Origin of the sequence: Pseudomonas agronomica, assembly GCF_025917275.1 — a bacterium.
Classification (GTDB): Bacteria; Pseudomonadota; Gammaproteobacteria; order Pseudomonadales; family Pseudomonadaceae; genus Aquipseudomonas; species Aquipseudomonas agronomica.
The window spans coordinates 1-1,035 of the sequence record NZ_JAOSHO010000893.1; the positions used below are offsets into that span (position 1 = coordinate 1).

The 1,035-nt window shown below is 53.5% G+C and carries 1 protein-coding gene; it reads left to right on the top strand.

Annotation, left to right across the window (positions count from 1 at the left end; all coding sequences use genetic code 11):
• Window positions 1–265 precede the first annotated feature (265 nt).
• On the top strand, window positions 266–622 hold the full coding sequence (locus OC610_RS27945) for a DUF6124 family protein (protein ID WP_264432827.1): 357 nt from the start codon (window positions 266–268) through the stop codon (window positions 620–622).
• Window positions 623–1,035: the final 413 nt, after the last annotated feature.

Here is a 1,035-nt window from a genome sequence, read left to right on the forward strand (position 1 = left end):
ATCCGCCGGCTTGTGCGCCTTGGGTTACGTCGGTAGTTTGGGACCTGTCACTGCTCATCAGTGATCGGGTTTAGCAGCTCGCCGAGTTAAGTCGCACAACGCGTCATCAGTCAGGAATCCCCATCCCTGCACTTGATGGCGGCTGTGCGCAGGGCGCCCTCGGGCGCGCCGATTTCTTAACTCGTCGGTCTGCTAACCTGCGTACAGCTGCCTCCCAATTCGTTTAGCAGCGAACGGGTCGTGGCCTCAATAGAGAGTTAAGACCATGGTCAAAATTACACCGAATCCTCCCGTTACCGACGAACACGTCTCCCGTGCTCAGTCTGCCCGCAACAAGAAAATCGACGATGCTGCCACGCGGGCGTTGGACTACCTGAAGCCAAAGCCTAAGGACGAAAAGTCAGACAAAACCGACTCCATCTTCCGAATTGATCCGAATGTGGACTCTAAGTGTTTGCTTGCGAATCTGAGTGAGAACCTGGCTTCGGCAAATGCGATGATCAGTGATTTGGCGTTTGATCTGGATGGGTCGCGTCGGCGGGTTGCGATGGGGATTTTGCAGGTGATCGAAGTGAGTGAACTATTGGCGAATCGGGCTTTGGATATTGTTGAGATCAGATAGCCGAAGCGTTCGCTAGTGATAGGAAAGGCCTAGTACCGCGAGGCCTTTCCTATTTAGAAGGTCAAATAGTCGCAAACTTCGGTGTGGAGGTCTTCTAGGGCTCAGGTATCGTGTGAGGGTTGTTCTGACCTGATAGCAGTAACGAGCCAGCCAACTTTCTGTGACTAAAATAAATAGTTCCCTTTGGTCCCCTTTTTCCTTGTGCCATAGCAGCCCTGATCAAGATTGGTCGCGGTCTGCGGTTGAAGGTAACCGTCCGGCCAGCACCCTCTCCTGACAGCCCTCCAAATTGGCCAAGATAGTGGACACCATTTTTTAGTGGACACTATCTTGGATACAGTTGCCCCAGCCCGTCGAGCCGGTCGCCGCCCCAACTTTCCGCTGGACTTTAAACGCCAAGTCGTCGAGGCCAC